Origin of the sequence: Flavobacterium sp. CFS9 (assembly GCF_041154745.1) — a bacterium.
In the GTDB taxonomy this organism is placed as follows: domain Bacteria; phylum Bacteroidota; class Bacteroidia; order Flavobacteriales; family Flavobacteriaceae; genus Flavobacterium.
The window spans coordinates 1,344,749-1,369,412 of the sequence record NZ_AP031573.1; the positions used below are offsets into that span (position 1 = coordinate 1,344,749).

The window sequence follows — 24,664 nt, forward strand, 5'->3', positions numbered from 1 at the left end:
AAAAATACAAACCCGACAGGTTTCAGAAACCTGTCGGGTTTAATTTTATAGGTGCGAACAGAATTAGAAAAAAGAAACCCGACAGATTTTCAAAATCTGTCGGGTCTATTTAATTAATATCTCTTCTTCAAAAAAATTACTAATTGCCCTCTGCCATAAACTCTTCTGCTTTTTCGACCATGTTGTAGCTTCCACAGAAAAACGGAACTCTTTGGTGCAATTCAGTTGGTTTTATCTCCATAATTCTTCCAAAACCATCCGTTGCTTTTCCTCCTGCCTGTTCTGCTATAAAAGCCATAGGATTACATTCGTACAATAGTCGCAGCTTCCCTTTTGGTGCTTTTGAACTTGTTGGATAAATATAAATTCCTCCTTTAATCATATTTCGGTGAAAATCAGAAACTAAACTTCCTATATATCTTGAAGTATAAGGTCTGTCTTCTTCTTCTCTCTGACAATATTTGATATAATTTTTCACTCCCTGTGGAAAGTGAACATAATTTCCTTCATTTACGGAATAAATATTTCCATTTTGCGGAAATTTCATATTAGGATGTGAAAGATAGAAAGTTCCAATCGCAGGGTTTAAAGTAAATCCGTTTACGCCATGCCCTGTTGTGTATACCAACATGGTTGATGTTCCATAGATTACATATCCTGCTGCTACCTGATTTACTCCCGGCTGTAAAAAATCCTCGCTTGTAACCGGAGTTCCGATAGGTGTAATTCTTCTGAAAACCGAAAAAATGGTTCCTAAAGATACATTCACATCTATGTTTGAAGATCCGTCCAGCGGATCCATTAAGATCACGTACTTGTTATTATGACTGTTGTCGCTCCCCTGAACAGTAATAAAATCGTCGTTTTCTTCTGAAGCAATACCACAGACAATCTCACGGTTAATTAACGTCTGAATAAATACTTCGTTTGCATATACATCTAATTTTTGCTGGTCTTCACCCTGGATATTCTGCTCGCCTGCCGCGCCAATGATATCTACTAATCCAGCTTTGTTTACTTTATAGTTTACGACCTTGGCCGCTAAACGTATAGAATTAATAATTCGGGAAAGCTCCCCCGACGAATATTGAAATGCTTTTTGGTTCTCAATAATAAACTCTCCCAGTGTTTTATTGCGTTCTTCCATTACTAAATCGTTGTAGTTTTGTTTTTAAGTCACAAATATCGTTTTTTTTGTGAGAATGGTTTAAAAATTATTTCGTTAGTTTGCCACTATTGTATATTTGCTAAATAAAACCCTAAAGTACTGAGCAAAAGAATACTTTTTTAGCTAATAAACGTTTAATAATAAGAATATATGAATATTAGAAAAGGGAATCCTGAAGACATGAAATCGGTTCTGGGATTAATACAGGAGTTGGCAATATTCGAAAAAGAACCAAATGCTGTCGTGATTACAGAGGCAGATTTAATACGTGACGGTTTTGGTGAAAAACCATTGTTTCATGTGTTTGTTGCAGAAATTGATACTGAGGAAAATCATAAAGAAATTGTTGGAATTGCCTTATACTATTACAAATACTCGACCTGGAAAGGAAAAGCGATACATCTTGAAGATCTCATTGTTAAAGAAAAGATGAGAGGTACAGGTTTAGGATCTGCACTTTATGCCGAAATCATAAAACAGGGAAAGCGGGATAAAGTTCTCAGAATCGATTGGAATGTTTTGGACTGGAATACTCCTGCTGTAAAGTTCTACGAGAATTCGGGGGCAAAAATCCTTGAAGACTGGAGAGTTGTTCAAATGGACGAAACGGGGATTAATTCGTTTTTAGAAAAATTATAAGAGAAATATTTTGCCACAGATAGTAAGGATTAAGATAATTCTAAAATACATGGCAGAAAAAATGATAACATATACAAGATTTCATCCGGTCTGAAATCTGAAATAAAAAATCTAAAATTAAAAATGAGAGTATTTAAATTTGGCGGAGCATCGGTTAAAGATGCCGAAGGAATTAAAAACGTATACGACGTTTTACAAAAAGTAGGTTATGAAGATGTGATTTTAGTAGTTTCCGCAATGGGAAAAACGACAAATGCTCTTGAAGTAGTAATCAAAAATTATTTTGATAAATCATCAGAACTGAGTTCATCAGTACAGGAAATAAAGAAATACCACAATCAGATTTTACTGGATTTGTTTGAGAATGAAGAGCATGCTGTTTTTACTGCTGTAAAAGCGTTATTTTCTGAATTGGAATATTTCCTGGCGCACAATAAATCTCCAAACTATAATTTTGTTTACGATCAGATTGTGAGTTTTGGAGAATTGATTTCAACGACTATCTTAAGTCATTTTATGAATTTTAGGGGCATTCAGACGCAGTGGCTTGATGTTCGAAATTTCATCAAAACCAATGCAAACTACCGCGATGCCGAGGTAGACTGGGAAGTGACACAACAAAACATCAGTAAAAATGTTCCTCGTAAGGTTTTAAACATTACTCAGGGATTCTTAGGTGCCGATGAAAATAACTTTACTACCACTTTAGGCCGTGAGGGTTCTGACTACACTGCCGGAATTTTCGCTTACTGCCTGAATGCCGAAAGTGTTACAATTTGGAAAGACGTTCCGGGAGTTATGAATGCCGATCCGCGTTATTTTGAAAATGCGAGTTTATTAAATCAGATTTCCTATCGTGAAGCGATCGAACTGGCTTTCTACGGAGCTACTGTAATTCACCCAAAAACATTACAGCCTTTACAGAAAAAAGAAATTCCGTTGTACGTAAAATCTTTTGTTAATCCGCTTTTAAAAGGAACCTGCGTTTCTAAAGGAGTTGATTTGGAGCCGCAATATCCTTGTTTTATTGTAAAAAGAGAGCAGCTTTTAATTTCTCTTTCTTCGATTGATTTTTCTTTCATTATGGAAGAGAATATCAGTGAGATTTTTGCTTTGTTTCACCAATTCAAAATAAAAGTAAATCTGATTCAGAACTCTGCCATTAGTTTTTCGGTTTGTGTAGAAGATAAATTCGGAAACTTCAATGAACTGAATGCCATTCTTTCAAAAAAGTTCAAAGTAGAATTTAGCGAAAATGTAACTTTATACACCATTCGTCATTTTACGGAACAAGCAGCGCAAACGGTAGAGGAAAACAAAGAAGTTTTACTGAAACAAGTGAGCCGCGAAACGATGCAAATCGTTACTAAAGAGATTAACTAAATCTGTATTACACGTTAATTATATAATTCATATACTTAAAAAGCTTCACTTTATTGGTGAAGCTTTTTTTTATTCCTGTCCTTTATTCAAATGTTTAATTATACTTTTAAGATCTTCAATCTCTAATTCATATTTCCTGATAATCTTTCGATAAACACTAAGCACAGAATAGTCTATCAATTGATCAAGATTCATCAAACTTTCATAAGTTTTAACCCCTATCTCTTCTCTTACCAATTCTTCAGGAGTTATCTCAAAAACCTCGCAAATTCTATTAAAATGAGCGGCCCATGAAGTACTTTCTCCACGTTCCATTCTTGCATAAGCCGATGGTGATATACGAAGACTGTCAGCCACTTCTTCCTGTGACATATTTTTTGCTTTACGCAGCATCTTTAATTTTTCTCCTATAATCTTGTTCATCATCACTACTTTTTCGCGCATAAACATAAGAATTAATTTACAATTACTCAAAAAAACAGACTTTTAATAACCGATTTTCGGCTGAGAATTTCCCAAAAAGCAGTTTAAATTTAATGAAAGAAAAATTCTATATTAATTAAAAACTACTTCACTATGAAAAACAAAATCAAACTATTTACAATGCTCCTCTTAGTGTCATCTTTCTCTTTTTTATCCTGTGCAAAAGATGAAATGATTAATAAAGACGGAGAGATTTCACAAGAATTAAAAAACGACCCTCTATTTGAATCAATGGATAAAGCCTACAGCAAGCACTTGGAAGATATCATAAAATATCCCAGAGATAATGTAAATCAAACCTCCAATAAAAAATTCACGGAAGACTTAGAACAAAATAAATTTAAAAATTTCAAAGATTTTGCAAAAGCCAAGGAAAAAACAGGATACGCAGATTTTGGAAAAAGAGTTCGCAATTTAATTGCTTTTAAAGCAGCTGATTTTAAAAAAAAGTACAGACAAGGACCAATAAAAAACAAACTGTAAGCCCAATCTGCAAATACATTTTGGGTAAAGTTGGATTAAAATAAACAAATACTGATTTTGCGATTCGTATGCTTAAAGCAAACAAAAGGCCTCCTAAAAAATAGTTTGTAAGAAACTTTTTCTTTGTAAAAAAGAAGAAATAAATGCTTAAAACAATTCCATTGAAAGCTCCTAATGCACTAAAAAAGAACAAAAGTTCTTTACTGGAATCCATTGTTTAAGGTTGTTACATTCCATACAAAGCTAAAAAAAATACTATTTTAACTACTTTTCTTCTCTTTCTAAAAATAAAAACTACACCTTCTTCAAATCGCGAATGGTTTGCCTCAACTCTTTTATACGTTCTTCGTATTCCTCAATTATTTTGCCTGATAAATGAGCGGTGGTAGTAGCGGAACCTTCTCCATTCATACCCTGTTTTTTATGTTCTACTTTCAATAAATCTTCGGGAATTATCCCAAAAATTTCGCAGATGCTTAAAATATGATTCGCCCATGAACTGCTTTCGCCACTTTCCATTCTGGCATATGCTGATTGTGAGATATGGAGAAAATCTGCCACTTCTTCCTGTGACAATCTCTTATTTTTCCGAAGTATTTTAAGCTTGTTTCCTACAATTACATTCATGGTTTAGCAAATTTTTCCGTCCAAAACAATAGAGGACACTTTTACACATATATACTCACAAAAAACAAATTATTTTTAAAATAAAAAAATATATGTTAATTTCTTATTAAAAATACCCGATAATCACATAATAGAGAACCTTACAAAATGCTAAATTAGCGCCACCGAAAAACAAACAAACAATTCTTTGTGCTTAACCACGCTTAGGAATCTATTAACACCAAAACCACTAAACCCAAAAAAACATGATCCGACCAGTCTTATTTCTCTGCCTTTTGATCATTATTATAGCACTAGGATATCGCTTTAGCAGAAAAAACAGTTAACTCATTTTATCAAAACCCCCTTCCTCTGATAAAAACTTAACTTTCTAAAATAATGGATTTCAGTTCTAAACCTACAAAAGAAACCCAAAACAACTGGCGCCGTGATCCAAACCATTGGATTTGGGTAATTTTCTATTACAATCCTCAGGATAAGAGACTGTTCCCTCCAAAAAAGATCAAACAGCTTGGGTGGACCGTAAATTTTGCAAACCCAAATTCAATATGCATCGCCATAGCAATAATCGCTGTATTACTAATTTTCACAAGAAACCCTTAGTACCTGAACTCCAAACAGCTGATTATTATTTTTAAACTATCTTTAAAAAAATGAAACTTTTTATTCTAAAATACAGCATTGCTATTATAAGCTGTCTTTATCTGGCCTATTTCTTTTACCATTCAGAACGCGCCGGAAATATGATCAAAATGGGAACTGCTCTTGTTCTGGCATTTTTTATTTTTATGACGATGTGCTGTCAGATCAGGAGTGGAAGATAGGACAATTCACTCTTAAACAAATCCCAAATATGTCTGAATTGCAGACTCTTTATTTCCCAATTATAAATACTACTTTTGGTTTTTGAGAGTTAAAGTATTTATGTTGAAAAAATTACTGGTTCTTACTATTTTCATCTGGTTTTCCGGGCTTCAGGCACAGGAAACGGTATCATCGTACAAAACCAGGAAAATAATTGCCAGCTGTGATACCATTCATCTTGAAGAAGTGAGTATCAATTCAGGGTTCTTTCAAATTTTTACTACCAAAAACAAAGCTGTCGATTCTACTTTTTATAAAATTGATTTCAAAAAAGGAACTTTACTTCTAAATGAAAAGTTAGCCTCAACTGCTGATACTTTAATCGTAAATTATCTCAAATATCCTGATTTCTTAACTAGAGAATACACCTTATACAAATCAAATCAGGTCGTATCCAATGACATTGGCACTGAAAAGCTGTATAAAATTGATAATGTTGTCACCAAAAAAGTTACTCCGTTTGATGGTTTAAACACCTCCGGAAGTATTACAAGAGGAGTAACCGTCGGAAACAATCAAAATACCGTTCTAAATTCCAATCTGGATTTACAAATCACAGGAAAAATATCCGACAAAATTAGTCTGCGAGCTTCCTTACAAGACAGCAATATCCCGCTTCAGGATGGCGGTTATTCTCAAAAACTGGATCAGTTTGATAATATCTTTATGGAACTTTTCACAGACGACTGGAACATTCGTGCCGGAGATGTTTTTTTAGAAAACAGAAAAACTCAGTTTTTAAATTTCAACAAAAAGGTTCAGGGACTTTCGGCCAGTTTTAATTTTGGTACAGACGAAAACAAAACCAACATTTTTGCTTCGGTGGCTTTTGTAAAGGGGCAATATGCCAAAAGTACTTTTACGGGTCAGGAAGGAAATCAGGGACCTTATAAATTAAAAGGTCAAAATGGAGAATTGTATGTTCTGGTAATTTCAGGCTCTGAGCGTGTTTATGTAAATGGTATTTTGCTAAAACGCGGAGAAAATAACGATTATGTGATCGACTATAATGCCGGTGAAATTACTTTCACTTCTCTTTTTACGATTACTTCCGAAATGCGAATTAATGTAGAGTATCAATACTCTGAACGAAATTACAACAGACTGGTGACCTACGCAGGCGAAACACATGAAAGCAAAAACTGGAGTTTTGGCGGTTATCTGTATTCTGAAAATGACATGAAGAACCAGCCTTTGCAGCAAAATCTTTCAAAAGAGCAAGTTCAGATTTTAAGTCAGGCCGGAGATGATCCAAATTTAATGAAGGCCCCTTCGGCGTATGAAGATACTTATGCCGATACTAAAATATTGTACAAAAAAAAATTAGTCAATTCTGTCGAAATTTATGAGTACTCAAAAGATGCAAGTGCTGTTTTGTATAACGTAAAATTTAGTCTTGTCGGAAATAATACCGGTAATTACATCATTCAGAACAACAATTCGGTAGAGCGTATTTATGAATATGTAGCTCCTGTTAACGGAATTTTACAAGGAAACTATGAACCGCTTGTAAATCTGATTGCACCGATAAAATTGCAGGTCGCTACCTTTTTAGGAAAATATAATCCGGACGAGAAGACTCTGGTTGACTTTGAAATTGCAGTAAGCAACAACGACAAAAACTTATTCTCTAAAATAGATGACGCTAATAATGACGGTATCGCTATTAAAACCAATATCAAAAAACGTCTTTTTACACGAAGCTGGTCCTTGGATGCCTTTGCCAACTATCAATTCGTTCAGAAAGATTTCAGATCTGTGGAGCGTTTGTACAATATTGAATTTAACCGTGACTGGAATTTAACCGAGACTCTTTTGGGGAACCAAAACATGTTAATTACAGGGTTAAATTTTGATTTATTTGCCAGGAAGGAAACCTCCAATATTGGACTGTTTACCTATCAATTTGAGAAATTAGATTACTCCGAAAGTTATTCCGGATCTCGTCATACCTCAACAGCACTCTTTAAATTGCAGCAATGGACGATCGAAAATCGGAGCAGCTTCCTGAATTCAGATGCTGTAAATTCTACTTCAAAATTTATTCGGAATCAAACTAGAACTAAGTATCATTTTGGTAAAAGCTGGGTTGGTGCCAGTATGCAGCTCGAAGACAATCAGCAGAGGAATAAAATCACCAATCAATTTTCGGCTTTAAGCCAAAGGTTTTCAGAATATGGTGCTTTTATTGGCCGTGGTGACAGTACTAAAGTTTTTGTCGAAATTGGTTATTTGCAACGTCGAAACGATAGTTTGCAAAATGGCTTTTTACAACACGTAAACAATTCTCAAACTTACTTCTTAAAATCAAAATTAATACAGAATAAGAAAACGGATCTGGCGGTATATGCCAGCTATCGCAAATTGGATTTTACAGATGCTACACGAAAAAATGAACCTTCGTTAAACTCCAGAATACTTTATAACGATCGTTTTTTTAATCAGCTGCTGCAAATTGGAACCACTTACGAAACCAGCTCCGGAACGATTGCCCAACAGGAGTTTACCTATATTGAAGTACCCACAGGACAGGGCGTTTATACCTGGAACGATTACAATGGAAACGGAATTCAGGAACTCGAAGAATTTGAAATTGCTGCGTTTCCCGATCAGGCTCGCTACATCCGAATCTTTCTGCCGAATCGGGTTTACATCAAAACCAATCAAAATAGGTTCTCTCAATCTGTGAGTTTAAATCCATTGCAGTGGCAGAACGAAAACGGTTTCAAAAAACTCCTGTCTTATTTTTACAATCAGACGTCCTTCATTATGGATCGCAAGGTAAAAAGTCGGGGAGAGCGTCTGGAACTGAATCCGTTTAATTCTTCTGAAGAAAATATCTTAGGACTTAATTCAAGTTTCAGAAACAGCTTGTACTACAATCGTGGTAAGCAAAAACATTCCGTTACCTATACTTATTTGGTCAATAAAGGTAAAAACCTGCTTTCGATTGGATCGCAAAACGTTCAGAACAATTCACATCAATTGCAATACACCCACCTTTATCGAAAAAGCTGGCTGTTTAACTTCTTTACCAAAACAATTAAGACTGACCTCGTTTCTGAAGATTTCGTCGAAAAAAACTATGATATCACGGGCTATCAGATGGCTCCCAAAGTGAGTTATTTGTTCTCGAAAAACACCAGTCTGGATTTCTTTTTTGAGTTTCAAAACAAAGAAAATCAAATAGGAAATTCTGAAACTCTGGTTCAAAATCGATTGGGAACTTCTTTTTCGTTTGCGGGAGAGAAAAAAATAACGGTAAACGGAGAGTTTTCTTTTTACCAGAATAAATTCAAAGGAAATGAATTTTCATCAGTAGGATTTCAGATGCTGGAAGGGCTACAAGCTGGACAAAACCTGGTATGGAAGTTTCTTTTACAAAAAAATATCACACAGTTTTTAGATGTGAATTTAAACTATCAGGGGCGAAAAAGTGAGACTGGCTCTGTAGTTCACACCGGAAACGTACAGCTCCGTGCTTATTTTTAACACTTTACGAAAATCATATTCATAAATTGCTTAATTTTAGTAGGAATTTAAACTTGTAACATTATGAAAAAATTATTAGTACTTTGTTTTGTAGTTCTTCTGTCTTCTAATTTCTATGGGCAAGATGTAACTACAAAAGCAGTGAAAAGCAAAACTGAAGCTGCTGCGAAAAAGAAAAAAGCCGAGGCAGATAAAGCGAAAGCGGACGCCAAAAAAGAAACTGCAAAATCTAAAAAGGCAGCTGACGACGCCAGCAAAGCAGCAGCAAAAGCAACAAAAGAGTCTGCAAGCGCAGCTAAAAAAACGGCAGACAAAGAGGCTGCTAAAGCTAAAAGCGAAGCAACAAAAGCAAAAACTGATGCTGTAAAAGCTACAAAAACTGCTGAAAAAAGTGCAAGCACAAAAGCCGCCAATGCAAAAGCGGACGCAAAAAAAACAGCCGCAAAAGCAACTGAAGCTTCAAAAGCAGCACAAAAAGACGCCGCTGCTGCAAAAAAAACAGCTTCGAAAACAATAAAAGAAACAAATGAAAAAGCTCCAAAAGTAGCCGATAAAGTTACTGGTGAATACAATGGAAAGAAAGTATATACCGGACCAAAAGGCGGTAAATACTATATTAATAAAAATGGAAATAAAACCTATATTCAGGATTAAAATTTATTTTACCAATATCTGAAAGGGGTTACTTACAGTAACTCCTTTTTTTTGTCTATTAATAAACCAAATATTCGTTAACATATAAGTAACTTTTCCTTCCAAACACTACTAATTCCACGGCCTAGGCAACGAATTATATGGGCTGAGCGGCCTTATAGAGTTAATAATTTAGTAATACGCACGAAATAACATAAAAAGCATATTTCTTTATCTTCGTTTTTAAAAAGTGTTACATTATGAGCATTGACTATTCTGCGAACAAAACAATTTTAGTTGCTCCATTAAACTGGGGATTAGGTCATGCGACAAGATGCATCCCTATTATAAAAGCGCTTCAGGAAAACAATTACATCCCGATAATTGCTTCTGACGGTGTTGCGTTAGCATTGTTACGAAAAGAGTTTCCCTACATTCAAACCCTTGAATTACCATCTTATCATATCGAATACGCCAAGAATGCTAAAAATTTCAAATGGAAGCTGATTAAAAATCTTCCAAAAATGATTACCGCCATTCTCGACGAAAAGAAAATTGTAAAAAGCTGGATTAAAAAACACGGAATAGACGGTATTATTTCGGATAACCGACTGGGAGTTTTCAGTAAAAAAGTTCCTTCTGTTTTTATGACACATCAATTGAATGTCATGACCGGAAATACAACCTGGTTTACCAGTAAATGCCATCAGCATATTATAAAAAAATATACAGAATGCTGGGTTCCGGACACCAATGACACGGTAAATCTAACCGGAGAATTGGGGCATCTTAAAACAGATGATCTAAAATTAAAATACATTGGTCCATTAAGCAGAATGCGCAAAAAGGACACTCCGAAGGTATATGATCTGATGATTATCCTGTCAGGACCTGAACCTCAACGTACTTTTCTGGATGAAAAACTACAGAAAGAAGTTGTCAATTATAAAGGCAAAGTAGTATTTGTTCAGGGTATTGTAGAAAAAATACAAACGAAATGGCAAGCCGGAAATGTTACGTATTACAATTTCATGAACTCTAAACAGTTGGAACAGACTTTTAACGAAAGTGAATTTGTTTTATGCCGTTCCGGTTATACGACTGTAATGGATTTGGCAAAATTAGGCAAGAAAGCCTTTTTCATTCCAACTCCCGGCCAATACGAGCAGGAATATCTGGCGATAAAACTTCAGGAAGAAAATTTAGTACCTTATGCAATGCAAGACGACTTTACGATTGAAGATCTTTCAAAAGTAAAGTCGTTTAAAGGTCTGACTCAATTTAACGATACCATAGACTGGGATGCTCTGTTTACCGTTTTTGAGGATGAAAATTAGAAGTTAAACTGTGCCTGCAAACGCAATAAATTTCCTTGCTGTCTGTTTACAGGAAGTGCGCTGTCTATGAAAGTTCTGTCGGCAATCACATATTCCGCAGTAAGTTCAAAGGCTTTTAAAGGCTGCCATTCGATACCAATTTCATAATCTCTGACCACATAACTTCTGGCATCTTTCTCGTATTTTTTTCCTCCGTCATAATATTGAAATTTAGCAAAAGGATAAATATGTTGTTTTTTGATGTCTAACTTATAATTCAGCATAATATACCCCCCATCTAAATCTGTTTCATCTACTGAATTAGTCACAGCATTGTATCTTGGTCCTCTACCAATATTGTACTCGGTCTGAATTCCGAAAGGTCTTGGATATAGTACAAATGTTGCTCCTATCCTTTGATCTTTTACGTGCTGTGAATTGTTCACTTTAACTCCTGATGAAATTTCACCTGAAAAAGCCCATTTTCCGGTATACGCCTGAATTCCGGGTTCGATAATCTGACTTCCAATTACAAATGGGTACGTTACTCTTGCCACCACATTTAAATCTCTGTTTCCATCTAATCTATTTGCAATCTGCCCATTGTAAACTCCAAAAGCGAAAACACCATAATCACCTGAACCTTTATAACCGTCTTTTACTAACATTTCAAAACGTTCTCTGATTTCAGCCGGGGCCCAGTAAAAGAACATTCCTAAATCACGTTCGTTTAATATCGCACTGTTCATCGCATCGTTACGATCCAGAGCCAATCGCTGACCACTTGACTGCATGTTTTCGAAACCATATGGAATTTTACTCTGTCCTATACGTACTCTATATTCTCTCTTCTTATCAAAAGAAAGATCGAAATATAAATCTCGAACCTGAACGAAATTCTGAACTCCGGTTACCGGTGAACTGGCAAAATCAGGTTGAAAATAGAAAAATACATTAGGATGAACCTGACCGGAAAACACCAAACGTGCACGTCTGATAAATAAACCATTGTTTGCTTTTGCATTCGGGGCTGTAGAAGTTGTCCCCCAGGATCTGTCGCACTGATCACACGATACTTTATCATTTGTAGAAAACAAACCGTTGTACCGTATTTGCGCATATCCTCTTAAAGAAATCTTGTCGTACCAACGATCTTTATCCTTTTCATCTTCATCATTCTTTTCGGATTCGGTATGCGATACTTTTGCTTTGTTGATTGAATCCAGAAGTCGTACTACTTCTTTTTTCACCTCTTCTTTACTTAAATCCTGTGCATTTGATACACAAGTAATTAGCAACAGAATTGCTATTAGTCTTATTTTCATTCTTTTTGTTTTCTGATCCCTTAATTTTTCGAATGCAAAGATCCACCACCTATGTTAAGATATCATTAACAAGGTGTTACTATAACAAAAAGGAATTGTTGCGAAATGGTTATGTAAATTTCATTAGTGTTAAAACACTAGATTTCATGGCACTTCGCTCCAACAAGCTTACAATTATTTAACTTCAGCTTTTACTGTTTTATTTGCTTTTTCAAGCGTAAAAGAGAATTCAGAACCAATTCCGAACTCACTTTCTACATATACTTTCTCTTTATGTGCTTCAATAATATGCTTTACAATAGCCAATCCCAATCCGGAACCGCCTTCTGATCGGGTTCCGCTTTTATCGACTCTGTAAAAACGTTCGAAAAGCCTTGGAATGTTTTGTTTTTCAACACCTTCACCATTATCACTGATACGGATCAGTACTTTTTTCTTGGTTAGATTAACCACTCCCACCTCAGTTAAACCACCTTCTTTACCATACTTAATAGAGTTTACGATCAGATTTTCCAAAACCTGCTGAATTCTGTCCTTATCACCACGAATGATTACTGATTTAACATTCTTACTCTCAAAAGCCAGTTTAATTTTCTTTTTATCGGCTTTCATCTCCAGTAAATCAAAAACGTTCTGAATCAGTTCTACGATATCAAAATCAGTCATAATTAAATCCAGATCCCCTGATTCTAATTTGGTGATCATGTCCAGATCTTCTACAATATAAATCAATCGTTCAACACCTTTTTCAGCTCTCTTTAAATATTTTTTTCGAATGTTCTTATCTTCCATCGCTCCATCCAGCAACGTCGAAACATACCCCTGAACAGTAAACAAAGGTGTTTTTAACTCATGCGAAACATTTCCAAGAAACTCACGTCGGTATTGCTCCCTGATCTCCAGCATTTCAATTTCCAATTTTTTATCGGTAGCAAACTTTTTCACCTCGCGCGAAAGCGTTTCCATGTCGGTAGTTATAGGCTGATTGATAAGTGTTGTGGTCTCTAATAGCGAAACCTCATCGTATATCTTCTTGACTCTGCGATAAATAAAACGCTCCACACGATATTGCAGGACCAGGAATGAAAACGCATAAATGGATATTATAAAGATTATCCCGAATACAAATTGATACTTTAATTGATTTTTATAAAACAAAGACATCAGTATCATCACAAACCCCGTAGCGAAAAGACTTATGTATAATGCCGACTTTACGGCAAATTTGTATGTTTTTTTAAAATTAATTTTCATTGAAATTATTGAACCATTAAGAGATTAAGAAAATTAAGCTTTGTTTTTGAGCTCCATTCTCCTGAGCAAAAGCAAAAAAGGAATAACTCAAAAACCATATAAGAAAATGAAGATTACACCAACTTCAATTCTTATATGGTTTAAATGTATTGAATGTTTTTAAAACAATTTGGATGAATTTAAATCTTAACCAAAATTCTTAGCAACTTAACTTCTAAGAACCTCAGCAGTTTAAAAAGCTAAACTTCAAATTTATACCCTACTCCTTTTATTGTTTTAAAAAGATCTTCTCCAATTTTTTCGCGAAGTTTTCGAATATGAACATCAATAGTCCTTCCTCCTACAACCACTTCATTCCCCCAGACTTTATCGAGAATTTCGTCTCTTTTAAAAACTTTCCCCGGTTTTGAGGCTAACAGGTAAAACAATTCAAATTCTTTTCTTGGTAAGGCAATCTCAACATTACCCTTAATAATCTTATATTCTTCACGGTTAATCTCTATTCCGCCTACATTTAAGGTATCAGTTACGACTTCTTGTTCTTTTAACCTTCTTAACAAAGCCTTTACTTTGGAGACCAATAATTTCGGTTTTATTGGCTTGGTGATATAATCATCTGCACCTGCATCAAAACCAGCCACTTGTGAGTAATCTTCACTTCTTGCTGTAAGGAATGTTATGATAACATTATTTAATTCGGGAATTTTTCTAATGTGTTCGCAAGCTTCCATTCCGTCCATTTCTGCCATCATTACATCCATAATAATCAATTCCGGCAATTCTTTCTGCGCCTTTGCAATTGCTTCTTTTCCGTTAGAGGCAGTTACAATCTGGTAGCCTTCCTGAGCAAGGTTATAGCCAACGATTTCTAAGATATCTGGTTCATCGTCAACTAGTAAAATCTTGGTTTGTGTTTTTTTCATAAATAGCAAAAATTGAGATTTTTACATCAAATTTTCTTTATTATACATTCGATGATTTTCATTTGAGATGGTAAATATACTAATAAAACGACCGTTAAAAATTGCGGTTAACGGTAATTTAATCTGGTAACAATTTGATAATCTACGCAACACGAAAACATAACAAGTGGCTAACATGAACTTTACACAGCGTCTTTTTCTTTGCACAAAAATTTAAACACAACACTGAAATGAAATTCAATTTAAAATTTCTATTTATCACATTATTCATCTGTACGATTTCGATCGCACAAAACAAAGGTACGATTTCTGGTGTATTAACCGACAAAGAAACCAACAATGAAGCTCTACCTTTTGCAAATGTTTTACTTAAAGGAACAAACATTAGCGCAAACACTGACATTGAGGGAAAATATTCCTTAAATGTAAATCCGGGAAATTATATCATTATTTTTAGTTTCGTTGGATATGAATCTGTAGAAAAGCCAGTTACTGTAAAAGCAAATGAAACCATCACTGTAAATCAGGTACTTTCATCAGGAAGTTTTACACTTAAAGATGTTGTAGTAAAATCATCTGCCGTAAACAAACAAAAAGAATCTGCACTGCTATTGGAACAGAAAAATGCTGTTGATATTAAACAATCTATCGGAGCACAGGAGCTTTCTAAAAAAGGAGTTAGTGATGTTGCCAATGCTGTTGTAAAAACGACTGGTATTACCAAACAGGAAGGAACAAACAATATTTTCGTAAGAGGTTTAGGGGACCGTTACAATTCAACTACAATGAACGGTTTGCCAATTCCATCAAACGATCCTGAAAAGAAAAACATCAATTTAGATATTTTCTCTACTGACATTATCGAATATGTATCGATTGACAAAGTTTACAACGGTAAGTTCTTTGGAGATTTTGCTGGAGGAAATGTTGATATTATCTCTAAAGATTACAAAGGAAATGGATTTTTTAAAATTGATGTGGAATCAAAAGTAAACACAAATGCTCTTGGTGAAAACAACTTTAGCCTGCAAAAAGGCCCAAATGCTTTTGGATTTAGTAAAGCTGAAATTCCAAACAATCCATTGAATCAATACAATTTCAACACGCTTCAATTTGAGAAGAAAACTCCTTTAGCAGGTTCATTCGGAATCTCAGGTGGAGATTCGTTTAATATTGGAAGTGAAGGAAAACTTACCGTATTTGGAACTGCTTCTTTCTCAAATGAGTATTCGTCAAGAACAAACGGAACTGCCAGAGCGAGTGTAAATGCTGCTGGTGTTGCCGGAAAAGATTTAGATTACCACTACCTGGCCTACAGCACTAACACAACAGGAATGTTTAATGCCGGATACAAAATCAACAATCGCAACAAAATTAACTTCAACTCTTTATTCATCAATACTTCTGCACAAAAGAGAGAAGAGTCATCTGGATATATTGTCGATCTTGCCAATGAAGGAAACGGATATATTCGCAGAAATGAATACGAAAAAACAGCTTTGTGGGTAAATCAATTATTGGGAGAGCACAAACTAAGCGAAAGAAGTACACTGAACTGGGGAGGTTCTTACAATATTGTAAACCAAAACATTCCAGACAGAACTTACAACACTATGAACAAAGTGAATGGTGGTTATGTAATCAACTCTCAATCTGCACCAAACAACAACCGTTACTTTCAGGACTTAAAAGAAAACGAATTGGCTGCAAACTTGTCTGTAAACTATAAGTTTAACAAAAATGACGAAGGTGATTTCAAAGGAAAATTCACTTTAGGATACAACGGAAGGTTTAAAAACAGAGATTTTGAGGCTACTCAATTCAACCTTAAAACCACAACATTTCCAGTGTCTCACACCGGTGATATTGTTGACCCAAACAACTTAGATTTATTCTACAACCAACAAAACTTAGCGAACAACTATTTCACAATTTCAACTTTCCGTGGAGGACCTGAAGTTCCTAACGCATTGGATCCGCAAACTTACGGTGGAGATTTAACGATCAACGGTGGTTTCTTAAATACAGAGTACAAATTCAATCCTAAATTCACAGCAGTACTAGGATTAAGAGCTGAAGTTATCACACAAAATGTGGAATGGAGTACACAATTAGATCCTGCAGGAGGAAGCGATAAGTTAGAAAAAACAGCTTTCTTACCAAGTGTAGTTTTAAAGTATGAACTTAACGAAAAACAAAATTTACGTTTAGGATTCAGTAAAACGTATACATTACCTCAGTTCAAAGAAAGATCTCCTTTTATTTATGAGGACTTTTTACAGGCTAAAGTTGGTAATCCATTTTTATACGCTTCAGACGATTACAACTTTGACTTAAAATGGGAAGTTTTTCCAAAAAGTGACGAAGTTTTCTCTGTAACGGCTTTTGGAAAATACATTTTGAATCCAATTAATGAGGTAATCATTAACTCTTCTACAAATGATATTTCATATGTAAACTCTGGAGATTATGGATATGTAGCCGGAGCTGAATTAGAGTACAAAAAAGTACTTTTTAACTTTGACAGTGAACAGACAAAGAAGTTAACGGGAGGTATTAACTTATCTTACTTGTACAGCAAACAACAATTAGACGACGAAAAGGTTTTGAAAGAAACTGAAGGAACACGTCCGACTACTTTTACAAATACAACAGGTAAATTTACAGGAGCTTCTCCTTTCTTACTAAATGCTGACATCTCTTTCTACAATGAGTGGAATGATAAAAACAGTAACCTGACTACAACTTTGGCTTACAATTATTTCTCTGATCGTGTTAACGCAATTGGTACACTTGAAAAAGGAGACTTGGTTGACAAAGCGGTTGGTTCATTAGATTTCATTGCAAAAGCAAAACTGAGTAAAAACTATGGTCTTGGTTTAGTTGTAAAAAACATTCTTGACCCAACAGTTAACAGAATTCAGGAAAATCAATCTGGTGATGTAAATGTTTTGAGCTACAAAAAAGGTTTAAACTTAAGCTTACAATTTAGCTACGAGTTCTAAGCCATATAAATTGAATTAGTAAAAAAGGACAGTCTGCGTACTGTCCTTTTTTTGTTCTTTCAACTATAAACAATGTGTTAAGTAGTTAACATTTAGTTAATATAAAAGCTTCATTTTATTAAACTAACAATCACGGTTGCTTAACATCCGGAAAGGATTTCTAATCCATCTTTGCATCAAGAAATTAAACACACAAAAAAATTATTAAAACGATTATGAAAAAATCAATTTTAAACTTTGTTACAGTTATTGCTTTATCAGGAGGCTTACTTACAAGCTGTTCAAGTAGCGATGACGATAAAAAAGCACCTACTTCGACGTTTGTTGCCGACCCTGCTAACTTTCAAGGAAAGATCACTGATGGAGAAGTAATACTTGATGCTACTAAAACTTATAAATTGACAGGAGCTATAAAAGTAGAAAACGGAGCAACTTTAACAATTCCTGCAGGAACGGTTATTGAAGGTACTGGAGGAACTGCGGCATATATATCAGTTGCACAAGGTGCAAAAATAAACGTAAACGGTACAGCTGCAAAACCAGTTATCATGACTGCTTCTGTAAAACAAGCTGGTAAATGGGGTGGTTTAGTAATTTGTGGTAAAGCTCCAATCAACCGTGTAACTGGTGGTGCTAGTACTGCTACATCTGAAGTTGCTGAATTGACTTATGGTGGAACTAACTCTGCTGATAACTCTGGATCTATCAAATATTTAAGAATTGAATACGCTGGAGCTGCTTTCAACTCTGAAAAAGAATTTAACGGAATCTCATTCTTTGGAGTAGGTTCAGGAACAATCGTTGAAAACGTTGAAGCTTACTACGGTGCTGATGACGGATTCGAATTCTTCGGAGGATCTGTAAATACTAAAAACTTAATCTCTATCGGTAACGAAGATGATCAATTTGACTGGACTGAAGGATGGAATGGTATCAACGAAAACTGGTATGGTAAATTAGACTTCGGAAAAGGAAACAGAGGAATTGAAGCCGATAACTTCGAATTCGGATATGCTTTCACTCCAATCGCTAATCCTACTATCACAAACTTAACTCTTGTTGGACCTGGAAGTACTGCAGCTGCTGCTAACTTCGCTGAAAACCAAGCAATCAAATTAAGAAGAGGAACTAAAGCTATTATCTCAAACGTAGTTTTAAGTGCATGGGCAACCGGAATCGATGTTGAAAACGACGAAACTATTGCTTTTGTTGGAACTGCATTAAAAGTATCAAATGTATTATTTGCTAATGATGTACCTGTAAAAACTAAAGGAAAGAAAACAGACGCTTCTTCTGCTAACGTAAGTGCTATTGTTACAGAATCGGCTACTGCTACCGGAGCTGGAAATGGAGTATTAGCTCCAACATGGGCTGCTGGATGGTCAGTTGGTTTCTAATCACTTACAATATAAACTGTTAAAAACATCCTAAATATTTAGGATGTTTTTTTTTGGTGCAATTTTTGTACTTTTTTTTGTATATTTACAGTAACCAAAATAACGCGATGGCAAAAAATTACTTTTATATTACTTTCTTATTGGCTTTTTTCTTTACTGTTAGTGTTTCGGCACAAGACAGTAAGCAATTACCAAAACCTCAACAGGTAGCAACCATTGAGGGTCTAAGCCTGTACCCTAACCCCGTGACCGGTGGAAAAGTAACTATCTCCTCTAAAAATGATTTAGAAAAAGAGATTATCATCTTTGATGTTCTGGGTAAAAAAGTACTTCAAACACATTTAAGTTCCCGAGAGTTAAACGTTTCTGATCTCGTTCCGGGCGTTTACATCATCAAAATAAGCGAAGAAAATGCTTCGGCAACACGAAAACTCATTATTCGATAAAACACAAAAGCTCTAATTTTCATTAGAGCTTTTTTAGTTTTCAGTCCCATTCCCGGTTCTCAGTTTCGTAGAAACTGTAAAAACCGCAACTGAAAACTGTAACTGAAAACTGTGACTAAATATTAAAAACAATATCTTTGCACAAAAAAAGTTTTGATCACAGCCCACGATATATTTACCATTTCGAGTCAGAAACAATTTGAAAAAATAGCACTAAAAGTGTTTCGTTTTCAACATGAGAATAACGTTGTCTATCGTGATTTTTGCGATTTTTTAAAAGTAAATCCACAACAGGTAAAATCATTGGAACAAATTCCTTTTTTACCCATTCAGTTTTTCAAAAGTCATAATGTCGTTTCCAACAATGATCCGGCTCAGGTAACTTTTACCAGCAGCGGAACTACGGGCGCAATTACCAGCAGGCATATCGTTACCGATGTAAATCTTTATGAAGAGAGTTACCGTAACGGATTTTCACAATTTTACGGCAATATCGAAGATTACGTTGTTTTAGCGCTTTTACCGTCTTATCTCGAACGTGATGGCTCTTCGTTAATCTACATGGTCGAAGATTTAATAAAACTCTCCAATCAGCCTGAAAGTGGGTTTTACCTGCATAATCACGACGACCTTATCAAAAAACTGACTGCTTTGGACGAATCCGGTCAAAATGTAATCTTAATTGGTGTCACTTATGCCTTACTCGATTTGATTGAGAAACACCAATTCAATCTTCAGAATACTATTATTATGGAGACGGGCGGCATGAAAGGTAAACGAAAAGAAATGATTCGCGAGGAATTACACGAACAGCTTTGTGCAGGTTTTGGCGTTTCGGCTATTCATTCAGAATATGGCATGACCGAACTTTTAGCTCAGGCGTATTCTTTAGGCGAAGGCGTATTTGAATGCCCTTCATGGATGCACATTTTGGTTCGTGATCCTGAAGATGCCTTAACCTATCTAAAAGACGGAAAAACCGGTGGAATCAATGTGATTGATTTGGCCAACATTAACTCATGTTCCTTTATCGCTACTCAGGATTTAGGCAAAAAAAATCCCAACAACTCTTTCGAAGTATTGGGACGTTTTGATAATTCTGATATTCGCGGCTGTAATTTGATGGTATTGTAAAGGTTTAATTGTTGATTTGTTGAAATCGTTTAATCGCAAAAAAAAAATACATTCTAAGATGAAACTTATTTCTTTAAAGAGCTGTCATCTAATATAACTTTGACCTTTTCTCTTAACTGAGGTAAAACCTTTTCCTGAAACCATTCATTTTTAGCCTGCCAGACATTGTTTCTTGGTGACGGATGCGGCAAGGGAAAATAGTACGGTAAATAATCCTCAAAATTTCGTACCGTTTCGGTCAGTGTACTTTTGGCATTATCACCTAAATAATATTTCTGCGAATACTGCCCTATCAATAAAACAAGTTCTGCATCCGGCATTAATCTCAATACTTTTTTATGCCATAATGGTGCGCACTCTGGTCGTGGAGGTAGATCTCCAGTCTTTCCTGTACCCGGAAAACAAAACCCCATTGGCATCAATGCTATCTTATCCGTATTATAAAATACTACTTTATCAATTTGCAGCCAATTCCTCAAATTATCCCCGCTTTTATCATTCCATGCAATATTAGTATTGTGCACAATCCGTCCAGGTGCCTGTCCAATAATTACAATTTTGCTATTTCTGCTGGCTGCAACGACGGGATTGACACCGTCTTCCAGATAATCTTCACAAACACGGCAGTTTCTAATTTGTTCCAAAAGCTCTTCCATAATGATCAATCATTTAAACTAAAACACCTTCCTGTGATCACTCTGCTACCCTTTTTCCTTAATCGACAAGTTTAAGTCCTTTGCAAACATCCTTTAATAATTCACATGGATCTACATCAATTGCCAATGCAATCAAATACAATTCGTCTGCTCGTAATTTCGTACTAGTGTTATTCGCTAATTCACTCAAGCGAGTTTTACTAATTTCGGTTTTACGGGAAACATCTGAACGATTTACTGATTTTCTAGAAAAAAATAATCCTAATTCTGTCATTATTATCTGCTTTTATAGACATAAATCTAGTAAAAAAGAACAATTATACCGAAAATCGGATATGCAATTTTAAAAAACGCTGCTAAGCAAAAAAAATACCTAAAAAAAACAGATAAAAAAAACCGTCTCAAAATTTAGTATTGAAACGGTCTTTAAAAATTGAATCGTTGATCTGGTTAATGGTTTAATCGGATTTCATACTCCTCGATTAAACCATTAAACAATTAAACAATTAAACGACTTACACTACTCTAATCACAAAGTAATTCTTCTTTCCGCTTTGCAACAACACAAACTGATTGTTGATCAGATCATTTGTGGTTAAAACAAAGTCCTCTTTTATTTTCTCTCTGTTCACCGAGATCGAATTTGCAGTTAAAGCACGTCTCGCTTCTCCGTTTGATTTAAAAAAACCCGTTTTTTCGTTTAAAACTGTAATAATCTCCAATCCGTTTTCTAAATCAGCTTTTGCGATCTCAGCCTGAGGAACACCGTCAAAAACTTCTAAAAAAGTAGCTTCATCCAGTTTTTTCAGATCTTCGGCTGTAGAATTTCCAAACAAAATATTCGACGCCTGAATTGCCTTTTCCAATTCTTCCTCAGAGTGAACAAAAATGGTAATTTCTTCTGCCAGTTTCTTTTGTAAAACTCTTAAATGCGGAGCCGTTCTGTGCTCTTCAATTAAAGCTTCAATCGTTTCTTTATCTAGAAAAGTAAAGATTTTGATGTATTTTTCTGCATCAACGTCAGTAGAATTCACCCAAAACTGGTAAAATTTATATACGGAAGTTTTATCAGCATCCAGCCAAACATTTCCACCTTCAGATTTTCCGAATTTAGATCCGTCTGCTTTTGTGATTAATGGTGTTGTCAATGCAAAAGCCTTTGCACTTTCTCCTCCCATTCTGCGCACTAATTCTGTTCCGGTGGTGATATTTCCCCATTGGTCCGAACCTCCCATTTGAAGTACACAATTGTTATTTTTATATAAATGATAAAAATCGTAACCTTGAATTAACTGATAAGTAAACTCTGTAAAAGACATTCCTACACCGTCTCCGGCAAATCTCTTTTTAACAGAATCCTTGGCCATCATATAATTTACCGTGATACGTTTTCCAACTTCACGTGCAAAATCAATAAATGAGAATTCTTTCATCCAGTCATAGTTGTTTACCATAACAGGAGCATTTGCTTCTTTTGAATTAAAGTCAAGAAAACGCGACAAAACACTTTTGATACCGGCAACGTTCTTAGCCAAAGTTTCTTCGTTCAACAGATTTCTTTCATCAGATTTTCCCGATGGATCCCCGATCATACCGGTTGCACCTCCCACCAAAGCGATAGGCTGATGTCCGAAATTCTTTAAGTGAACCAATAAAATAATCTGAACCATGCTGCCAATGTGCAGCGAATCTGCTGTTGGGTCAAAACCTATATAAGCAGCAGTTACCTCTTTTAGCAATTGTTCTTCCGTTCCTGGCATGCTATCATGATATAACCCGCGCCACTTTAATTCTTCAACTAGATTCTTCATTTTTAAAATAATTTGTGCAAATATAAGGATTGTGAACTGCAATATCAAAAAGCAAATAATAATCCCAACTACAAATCAATAGGGCTAATAAAAACCTTTGCAACTTTAAGCCTTTGCGCCTTTGCACCTTCAAAGCAAAAAATTATCTTTACAACATGGTATTAGTAACTGGAGGTACAGGTTTAGTTGGCGCACATTTATTACTTCATCTGATTGAGAATGAAGAAAACGTTCGGGCTATTTACAGAACTCAAAATAACATTCAAAAAACCAAATCGGTTTTTGAGCTGTACAAAAAAGCAGATTTGTTTGAAAAAATAGAATGGCTTGAAGCCGATATTCTGGATGTTCCCTCTTTGGAAACTGCATTCTCAGGTATTGATTACGTTTATCATTGTGCTGCTTTAATTTCATTTGATCCAAAAGACGAAGAATTGCTTCGAAAGACTAATATCGAAGGAACTGCCAATATGGTTAATTTTTCTATCGCCAAAGAAGTAAAAAAGTTTTGTTTTATAAGCTCTATCGCTGCTTTGGGTGATTTAGCAGCTCACGAAACTTACATCACCGAAGAAACGGACTGGAATCCCGAAAAACCTCATAGTGATTATGCGATTTCTAAATATGGAGCCGAAATGGAAGTCTGGCGTGGCTTACAGGAAGGTTTAGATGTAATTATCTTAAATCCGGGTGTTATTTTAGGGCCAATCCCAAAGAAGAAAACCCATATACAAGGAAGCGCAGAACTTTATATCAAAGTTGCAAACGGTCTTTCTTTTTACACTCTTGGAAGTACCGGATTTGTTACTATAACTGATGTTGTGAAAACTGCCAGTGAATTAATGAAAAGCGACATTAAAAACGAACGCTTTACTTTAATCGCCGACAATATTGTTTTTAAGAACATCCTGAATACGATCGCCGATGCTTTAAAAGTAAAAAGACCTACTATTCATGCCACGCCATTATTCATGAATTTTCTCTGGGTTGCTGACGGAGTTTTTTCAACCTTATTTTTTCAAAAAAGACGTCTCACAAAAGCAACTGCAAAGGCTTCCTATTCAACTAATTTGTATTCTAATGAAAAAATAAAAACCGCTCTGGGAACGGTTTTTCAGGATGTACATGAGTACATAAAAGATGTTTCGAGACTTTAATTATCTCTTTAATCGTGTTGTTTTTCGGATAGAGTCCAGACTTGTCTTACTCAGCTTATTTTTGATCGTATCTTTCGCTACAGCTTTATTCTTTTCTTTTGCTGCTTTCTTCTCTTCAATTTTCACAATCGAATCTGTAGCTCTTTGATTAACAGCCAAACGCTTTCCTACTTCGTCGAATATACTTTTATAATTCTCGTAATCGGCTGCGTAGTAACGGTTACTTTGTGAAAATTGCACACTATCCACTTTATATTTCTTCAGAATAAAAGCAGTAGGACTGGTTTCAACTGAATCTGCCGAAACCGGGTGCTGGTATTTCATAGCTTCAAGGATAGACAAATCATACATAATATCAATCATTTTATCTTTCTCGATAAGCTTTGCAGGCTGTTTGACCAGCTCTTTTTTACAACTTACAGAAAGAAACAATACCAATATTATTACTATAAAATTTTTCATTTCAGC

Annotated in this window: 23 protein-coding genes; 13 read left to right on the plus strand and 10 right to left on the minus strand. The window is 35.2% G+C overall.

Annotated elements, in window-relative coordinates; genetic code table 11:
* Positions 1-139: 139 nt before the first annotated feature.
* On the minus strand, positions 140-1,147 hold the full coding sequence (gene fbp, locus ACAM30_RS05925; RefSeq protein ID WP_369617640.1) for a class 1 fructose-bisphosphatase: 1,008 nt from the start codon (positions 1,145-1,147) through the stop codon (positions 140-142).
* A gap of 171 nt (positions 1,148-1,318) precedes the next feature.
* Here fbp and ACAM30_RS05930 point away from each other — a divergent pair, with 171 nt between their 5' ends.
* Both ACAM30_RS05930 and ACAM30_RS05935 read left to right on the plus strand, forming a co-directional pair.
* Positions 1,319-1,807 (plus strand): N-acetyltransferase family protein, encoded by a 489-nt coding sequence (locus ACAM30_RS05930; RefSeq protein ID WP_369617641.1) that lies wholly within the window; start codon positions 1,319-1,321, stop codon positions 1,805-1,807.
* Positions 1,808-1,930: 123 nt separating this feature from the next.
* Positions 1,931-3,190, plus strand: coding sequence for an aspartate kinase (locus tag ACAM30_RS05935; protein ID WP_369617642.1), 1,260 nt, complete (start codon positions 1,931-1,933; stop codon positions 3,188-3,190).
* A gap of 69 nt (positions 3,191-3,259) precedes the next feature.
* On the opposite strand, the gene ACAM30_RS05940 is transcribed toward ACAM30_RS05935, so the two are convergent.
* Positions 3,260-3,634 carry a helix-turn-helix domain-containing protein gene (locus ACAM30_RS05940; RefSeq protein WP_369617643.1) on the minus strand — a complete coding sequence of 125 codons (375 nt, stop codon included), beginning with the start codon at positions 3,632-3,634 and terminating at the stop codon, positions 3,260-3,262.
* 132 nt (positions 3,635-3,766) lie between these two features.
* Here ACAM30_RS05940 and ACAM30_RS05945 point away from each other — a divergent pair, with 132 nt between their 5' ends.
* Positions 3,767-4,156 carry a hypothetical protein gene (locus ACAM30_RS05945; protein ID WP_369617644.1) on the plus strand — a complete coding sequence of 130 codons (390 nt, stop codon included), beginning with the start codon at positions 3,767-3,769 and terminating at the stop codon, positions 4,154-4,156.
* Between the two features lie 294 nt (positions 4,157-4,450).
* Here ACAM30_RS05945 and ACAM30_RS05950 read toward each other — a convergent pair whose 3' ends face one another.
* Positions 4,451-4,783 (minus strand): helix-turn-helix transcriptional regulator, encoded by a 333-nt coding sequence (locus ACAM30_RS05950; protein ID WP_369617645.1) that lies wholly within the window; start codon positions 4,781-4,783, stop codon positions 4,451-4,453.
* A gap of 378 nt (positions 4,784-5,161) precedes the next feature.
* Between ACAM30_RS05950 and ACAM30_RS05955 the strand changes: the two genes are divergently transcribed.
* The 5 genes from ACAM30_RS05955 (at position 5,162) to ACAM30_RS05975 (ending at position 11,109) form a co-directional block, all read left to right on the plus strand.
* Positions 5,162-5,386 carry a DUF5808 domain-containing protein gene (locus ACAM30_RS05955; protein WP_369617646.1) on the plus strand — a complete coding sequence of 75 codons (225 nt, stop codon included), beginning with the start codon at positions 5,162-5,164 and terminating at the stop codon, positions 5,384-5,386.
* A gap of 50 nt (positions 5,387-5,436) precedes the next feature.
* Entirely contained in the window at positions 5,437-5,607 is a 171-nt protein-coding gene (locus ACAM30_RS05960) for a hypothetical protein (protein WP_369617647.1), read from the plus strand.
* 100 nt (positions 5,608-5,707) lie between these two features.
* The gene (locus ACAM30_RS05965; protein WP_369617648.1) at positions 5,708-9,139 is read left to right on the plus strand and encodes a hypothetical protein; all 3,432 of its coding nucleotides are present in this window, start codon (positions 5,708-5,710) and stop codon (positions 9,137-9,139) included.
* A 63-nt stretch (positions 9,140-9,202) separates the two neighbouring features.
* Positions 9,203-9,793, plus strand: coding sequence for a hypothetical protein (locus ACAM30_RS05970; RefSeq protein WP_369617649.1), 591 nt, complete (start codon positions 9,203-9,205; stop codon positions 9,791-9,793).
* Positions 9,794-10,032: 239 nt separating this feature from the next.
* Positions 10,033-11,109, plus strand: a complete 1,077-nt coding sequence (locus ACAM30_RS05975) for a glycosyltransferase (protein WP_369617650.1) — start codon at positions 10,033-10,035, stop codon at positions 11,107-11,109.
* On the opposite strand, the gene ACAM30_RS05980 is transcribed toward ACAM30_RS05975, so the two are convergent.
* The 3 genes from ACAM30_RS05980 to ACAM30_RS05990 form a co-directional block, all read right to left on the minus strand.
* Positions 11,106-12,413: a porin gene (locus ACAM30_RS05980; RefSeq protein ID WP_369617651.1), complete on the minus strand. Its 1,308-nt coding sequence runs from the start codon at positions 12,411-12,413 to the stop codon at positions 11,106-11,108. The genes ACAM30_RS05975 and ACAM30_RS05980 overlap by 4 nt on opposite strands.
* A gap of 174 nt (positions 12,414-12,587) precedes the next feature.
* Complete coding sequence (locus ACAM30_RS05985) at positions 12,588-13,667, minus strand: sensor histidine kinase (RefSeq protein ID WP_369617652.1); 1,080 nt, start codon at positions 13,665-13,667, stop codon at positions 12,588-12,590.
* A 239-nt stretch (positions 13,668-13,906) separates the two neighbouring features.
* A complete protein-coding gene (locus ACAM30_RS05990; RefSeq protein WP_133526253.1) occupies positions 13,907-14,590 on the minus strand; it encodes a response regulator transcription factor in 684 nt (227 codons plus the stop codon).
* A gap of 230 nt (positions 14,591-14,820) precedes the next feature.
* On the opposite strand from ACAM30_RS05990, the gene ACAM30_RS05995 reads away from it, so the two are divergent.
* The 4 genes from ACAM30_RS05995 (at position 14,821) to ACAM30_RS06010 (ending at position 20,572) form a co-directional block, all read left to right on the plus strand.
* A complete protein-coding gene (locus tag ACAM30_RS05995; protein WP_369617653.1) occupies positions 14,821-17,595 on the plus strand; it encodes a TonB-dependent receptor in 2,775 nt (924 codons plus the stop codon).
* 215 nt (positions 17,596-17,810) lie between these two features.
* Positions 17,811-18,992, plus strand: a complete 1,182-nt coding sequence (locus ACAM30_RS06000) for a hypothetical protein (RefSeq protein ID WP_026109957.1) — start codon at positions 17,811-17,813, stop codon at positions 18,990-18,992.
* Positions 18,993-19,099: 107 nt separating this feature from the next.
* Entirely contained in the window at positions 19,100-19,438 is a 339-nt protein-coding gene (locus tag ACAM30_RS06005; RefSeq protein ID WP_017496209.1) for a T9SS type A sorting domain-containing protein, read from the plus strand.
* Positions 19,439-19,591: 153 nt separating this feature from the next.
* Positions 19,592-20,572 (plus strand): acyl transferase, encoded by a 981-nt coding sequence (locus ACAM30_RS06010; RefSeq protein WP_369617654.1) that lies wholly within the window; start codon positions 19,592-19,594, stop codon positions 20,570-20,572.
* Between the two features lie 65 nt (positions 20,573-20,637).
* Here ACAM30_RS06010 and ACAM30_RS06015 read toward each other — a convergent pair whose 3' ends face one another.
* The 3 genes from ACAM30_RS06015 to tyrS all read right to left on the minus strand — a co-directional run bounded on the left by ACAM30_RS06015 (position 20,638) and on the right by tyrS (position 23,039).
* Positions 20,638-21,228, minus strand: a complete 591-nt coding sequence (locus ACAM30_RS06015; protein WP_369617655.1) for a uracil-DNA glycosylase family protein — start codon at positions 21,226-21,228, stop codon at positions 20,638-20,640.
* Between the two features lie 58 nt (positions 21,229-21,286).
* Positions 21,287-21,502 (minus strand): helix-turn-helix domain-containing protein, encoded by a 216-nt coding sequence (locus tag ACAM30_RS06020; RefSeq protein WP_369617656.1) that lies wholly within the window; start codon positions 21,500-21,502, stop codon positions 21,287-21,289.
* Positions 21,503-21,743: 241 nt separating this feature from the next.
* Positions 21,744-23,039, minus strand: coding sequence for a tyrosine--tRNA ligase (gene tyrS, locus ACAM30_RS06025; RefSeq protein WP_369617657.1), 1,296 nt, complete (start codon positions 23,037-23,039; stop codon positions 21,744-21,746).
* Positions 23,040-23,194: 155 nt separating this feature from the next.
* Between tyrS and ACAM30_RS06030 the strand changes: the two genes are divergently transcribed.
* On the plus strand, positions 23,195-24,196 hold the full coding sequence (locus tag ACAM30_RS06030) for an NAD-dependent epimerase/dehydratase family protein (protein ID WP_369617658.1): 1,002 nt from the start codon (positions 23,195-23,197) through the stop codon (positions 24,194-24,196).
* On the opposite strand, the gene ACAM30_RS06035 is transcribed toward ACAM30_RS06030, so the two are convergent.
* Complete coding sequence (locus tag ACAM30_RS06035) at positions 24,197-24,658, minus strand: DUF4296 domain-containing protein (protein ID WP_369617659.1); 462 nt, start codon at positions 24,656-24,658, stop codon at positions 24,197-24,199.
* Positions 24,659-24,664: the final 6 nt, after the last annotated feature.

Excerpts from the sequence above, each read along its gene's own strand:
- ACAM30_RS05960 (WP_369617647.1), top strand. The coding sequence starts at position 5,437 with ATGAAACTTTTTATTCTAAAATACAGCATTGCTATTATAAGCTGTCTT.
- fbp (WP_369617640.1), bottom strand. The coding sequence starts at position 1,147 with ATGGAAGAACGCAATAAAACACTGGGAGAGTTTATTATTGAGAACCAA.
- ACAM30_RS05955 (WP_369617646.1), top strand. The coding sequence starts at position 5,162 with ATGGATTTCAGTTCTAAACCTACAAAAGAAACCCAAAACAACTGGCGC.
- ACAM30_RS05995 (WP_369617653.1), top strand. The coding sequence starts at position 14,821 with ATGAAATTCAATTTAAAATTTCTATTTATCACATTATTCATCTGTACG.
- ACAM30_RS05970 (WP_369617649.1), top strand. The coding sequence starts at position 9,203 with ATGAAAAAATTATTAGTACTTTGTTTTGTAGTTCTTCTGTCTTCTAAT.
- tyrS (WP_369617657.1), bottom strand. The coding sequence starts at position 23,039 with ATGAAGAATCTAGTTGAAGAATTAAAGTGGCGCGGGTTATATCATGAT.
- ACAM30_RS05945 (WP_369617644.1), top strand. The coding sequence starts at position 3,767 with ATGAAAAACAAAATCAAACTATTTACAATGCTCCTCTTAGTGTCATCT.
- ACAM30_RS06005 (WP_017496209.1), top strand. The coding sequence starts at position 19,100 with ATGGCAAAAAATTACTTTTATATTACTTTCTTATTGGCTTTTTTCTTT.
- ACAM30_RS05975 (WP_369617650.1), top strand. The coding sequence starts at position 10,033 with ATGAGCATTGACTATTCTGCGAACAAAACAATTTTAGTTGCTCCATTA.
- ACAM30_RS05930 (WP_369617641.1), top strand. The coding sequence starts at position 1,319 with ATGAATATTAGAAAAGGGAATCCTGAAGACATGAAATCGGTTCTGGGA.
- ACAM30_RS06000 (WP_026109957.1), top strand. The coding sequence starts at position 17,811 with ATGAAAAAATCAATTTTAAACTTTGTTACAGTTATTGCTTTATCAGGA.
- ACAM30_RS06030 (WP_369617658.1), top strand. The coding sequence starts at position 23,195 with ATGGTATTAGTAACTGGAGGTACAGGTTTAGTTGGCGCACATTTATTA.
- ACAM30_RS05940 (WP_369617643.1), bottom strand. The coding sequence starts at position 3,634 with ATGCGCGAAAAAGTAGTGATGATGAACAAGATTATAGGAGAAAAATTA.
- ACAM30_RS05950 (WP_369617645.1), bottom strand. The coding sequence starts at position 4,783 with ATGAATGTAATTGTAGGAAACAAGCTTAAAATACTTCGGAAAAATAAG.
- ACAM30_RS05935 (WP_369617642.1), top strand. The coding sequence starts at position 1,931 with ATGAGAGTATTTAAATTTGGCGGAGCATCGGTTAAAGATGCCGAAGGA.
- ACAM30_RS05980 (WP_369617651.1), bottom strand. The coding sequence starts at position 12,413 with ATGAAAATAAGACTAATAGCAATTCTGTTGCTAATTACTTGTGTATCA.
- ACAM30_RS06035 (WP_369617659.1), bottom strand. The coding sequence starts at position 24,658 with ATGAAAAATTTTATAGTAATAATATTGGTATTGTTTCTTTCTGTAAGT.
- ACAM30_RS05990 (WP_133526253.1), bottom strand. The coding sequence starts at position 14,590 with ATGAAAAAAACACAAACCAAGATTTTACTAGTTGACGATGAACCAGAT.
- ACAM30_RS05985 (WP_369617652.1), bottom strand. The coding sequence starts at position 13,667 with ATGAAAATTAATTTTAAAAAAACATACAAATTTGCCGTAAAGTCGGCA.
- ACAM30_RS05965 (WP_369617648.1), top strand. The coding sequence starts at position 5,708 with ATGTTGAAAAAATTACTGGTTCTTACTATTTTCATCTGGTTTTCCGGG.
- ACAM30_RS06015 (WP_369617655.1), bottom strand. The coding sequence starts at position 21,228 with ATGGAAGAGCTTTTGGAACAAATTAGAAACTGCCGTGTTTGTGAAGAT.
- ACAM30_RS06020 (WP_369617656.1), bottom strand. The coding sequence starts at position 21,502 with ATGACAGAATTAGGATTATTTTTTTCTAGAAAATCAGTAAATCGTTCA.